The sequence below is a fragment of the Paenibacillus ihuae genome (assembly GCF_001368795.1).
GTDB classification, from domain to species: domain Bacteria; phylum Bacillota; class Bacilli; order Paenibacillales; family Paenibacillaceae; genus Paenibacillus_AQ; species Paenibacillus_AQ ihuae.
Map to the genome: position 1 here is coordinate 2087798 of NZ_LN831198.1, position 2920 is coordinate 2090717.

Sequence of the window (2920 nt, forward strand, 5' to 3'; positions counted from 1 at the left end):
GGGTGTCACAAGTGTACTGCCGTTTGAATTTGCGAATTCTACTGCCCATGCATTGGGAACGGTTGTTTCGGAGACTTCCATTGACCCTGGTTCGAGGCTGGCAAGCATGAGGCTGGATGAACGCAGAGGTTATTTATACGCTGTTTCGCGTGAAACCAATGAACTGCTTTTTATCAATAAAGATTCAATGCAGATCGATAAAAGACTAATTGTCGGCAAAAGTCCTGAAGGCATGGATATGGTAGATAACAGGCTCTATGTCGCTCTGAGTGGTTCAACTTTTATCGCGGTAGTCAATCTGGATACAGGGGCAGTGAAAGCTAGGATCCCGACAAAAGTGAAGCCCTCCCAGGTCGCAGTGGACGGAAATAGCCTCTACTATTCTAATAATGATCAGGGGAGTAAGATATACCGTAAAAATTTAAAAACGGGTGAAGAGAAGGTAATTGAAAATAGTATTTCCCGGCCTTCACTGGTTGTTAACAGGAAGACTCACAAACTCTACGCTTCAGAAACTGAAATATTCAGTGATCTGCTAACAGTATTTGACTCCGTTTCTGGAGTTAAGCAAGCCCAAGTTGAGCCGGACGGAAATGGTTTTTCTAATTTAGTGGTAAATGGCGGGGAGCTTTATTTTGGATCACTGCGGCTGAATCCTGTTAATTTGTCCACAATCTCCACCACGCCTGGCGAGATCCGGGCTGTGGATGATGCCTACATCTATAGTGATATCGGTATATATACCAAGGATGAAGGCATAAATGTCGTAAAGTTCGCAAATGACTTCATAATGACAACCTTTATGGAAGTAGATCATAACCATACTATTTACAGCTACAATAAATGGACTTCCCTACTGTCTAAGACAAACTATAATCTCCCGATTGCTTCTGCAGGAATTGAATATAGGGGCAGTGCTAACCGGATTACATTCAACCGGAACCTTAATGCCTGGGCTGTAGGGAAAGAGGAGAAGTATCTGTATGCTGTATCCAAAGAGAGTAACCGGCTGCTGCAGATCGACAGTGTATCGTTTAAAGTGATCGCAGACCGCTATATAGGTTCACAGCCATCGGATGTGGATATCGATAACGGAATAATCTATGTTTCTCTAAATGGAAGTACACATCTTGCCAGGATTGATACTTCAGGCGAGAGCAATTTTATGGCTCCGGTCACTGAACTCGAAATTGGCGTAAATACTACGGATATAGCTGCAGGAAATGGAAAGGTTTATACCGCTAATGGGAACTACTGGAACGCTGTTGGTGAATTTGATGACACGTACAGCAATTTTCCGCAGTCTTACAACAATCCTTCACTTTCAATGAATAGGGATAAATCGCTATTATATATCGGTGAGGCCGATTTTTCAGTCAGCAACTTGTATAGTCTGGATATAACAACGAATACCGTCTTGCAGCATACAAATGGCGGGAATGGTTACGGATCAAAAGAAGTGATTCCTGACGGGGAATATGTTTATTACGCTGGACAGCGGTTTGCTGCCGATGATTTGAGCAAGAGATATGGAGTATATAAGGACGGGCCCGATCCGGCCGAGTTGTTGTTTGCCAGGGGTAAACAAGTCTTAGGGTCAACCGCTATTTATGACAGGGATAGCTTTGTACCGGTCAATCATCTACCCTTTACGGCTTCCTATGGATATATTAAACAGGACGGAACCATTTTGCTGTATTCGGGTAACGGTTCCCAGTTTGCTTTATATAAATATGACAGTCTCGAGGATATGCAGAAAGAAGTGCGCATTGCATTGCGTCCTGCAGCGGCCTATTTTCAAGATGATGAGGGAGATTCTCTGTCCATTGATGATTGTAGAATTTCTCGGTTCTGAATTTGTTTATTTACGGGAAAAGCAGTCTGACGGTACATATCCTCTGTGAACTATATGGCCGTTAATCTATTGATAAGAGAAAGTTTCTAGCAGAGGAGCCTTCCCCCTATGGGGAGGGCTCTCTTTTGATGCGGCAGAGGATTAAGACATATCACAAGTTGAAACTGCATAAGGGAAAACTGTTTGCGGACACGCTCCGTCTTATACTATGTAAGGATAGAGAGGAGGGGGAAAGATGACGATGCCGGGCGTGGAGATGAAAAGATTAACAGAGTCTTCATCCAATGCTGAAATGCAGTTGTATGAATCCGTAATGGAGCATAGTGATCAGCTCTATAAGATTGCGTACAGCTACTTGGGCAACCGGGCCGATGCGCTGGAAGCGTTGCAGGAGACAACCTGCCGGGCATGGATCAAGCGGAAGACACTCAAGGATCCCAGGGCCTTTAAAGCCTGGATCATCCGGATTCTGATCTATGTATGTATCGATGAGCAGCGGAGAAGGAAACGAAGTGTGCCTACACCTGACGAGTATATGCATGAATCCATTACTGAGACTGATACCGGCCGGATGGAAATGCTCTGGGCCCTCGAAGAGGTTAAGCCGAAATACCGCCATGTGCTGCTGCTCAAATACTATAATGATATGACGCTGGGGGACATTGCTGAATTGTTGAACAAGCCTGAGGGGACCATCAAAACCTGGCAGCACAAAGGACTGAAGCAATTAAGAGGCATTATGAAGGATCGGGGGGATTGGAATGATTAACAGCAGAGAAGAACAGGCTATGCTGTCGGATGCGGCCCGTCTTCAGCGGCACATTCAATCGGAACGAAGCAGCAGTGACTTAAGGATTGCGGTTCAGAGCGGAATGGAGCGGGGCATCCGGAATAGTAAACGGTCAGCGCTAACGACAGGCTCTTTGTTCGGGTTGGCAGCTGCTGCAGTAATCGCTTTTTTGCTGTTTATAATCCCTATAATACACGAAGAACCCCGGACAGCGGTGGTCCCGCAAACTGTGAATTGGGGAGAGCTGCAGGCCTTTAAGGAATTAAATCCTTATG

The 2920-nt window shown here is 45.2% G+C and carries 3 protein-coding genes; all 3 read left to right on the top strand.

Annotated elements, in window-relative coordinates; all coding sequences use genetic code 11:
- Window positions 1-106 precede the first annotated feature (106 nt).
- Window positions 107-1855, top strand: a complete 1749-nt coding sequence (locus AQR02_RS09390; protein ID WP_054940339.1) for a YncE family protein — start codon at window positions 107-109, stop codon at window positions 1853-1855.
- A gap of 292 nt (window positions 1856-2147) precedes the next feature.
- Window positions 2148-2624 carry a sigma-70 family RNA polymerase sigma factor gene (locus AQR02_RS09395; RefSeq protein WP_425340000.1) on the top strand — a complete coding sequence of 159 codons (477 nt, stop codon included), beginning with the start codon at window positions 2148-2150 and terminating at the stop codon, window positions 2622-2624.
- Window positions 2617-2920, top strand: a 304-nt coding sequence (locus AQR02_RS09400; RefSeq protein ID WP_159067717.1) for a hypothetical protein, incomplete at its 3' end; no start/stop codon positions are given. The genes AQR02_RS09395 and AQR02_RS09400, both read left to right, overlap by 8 nt.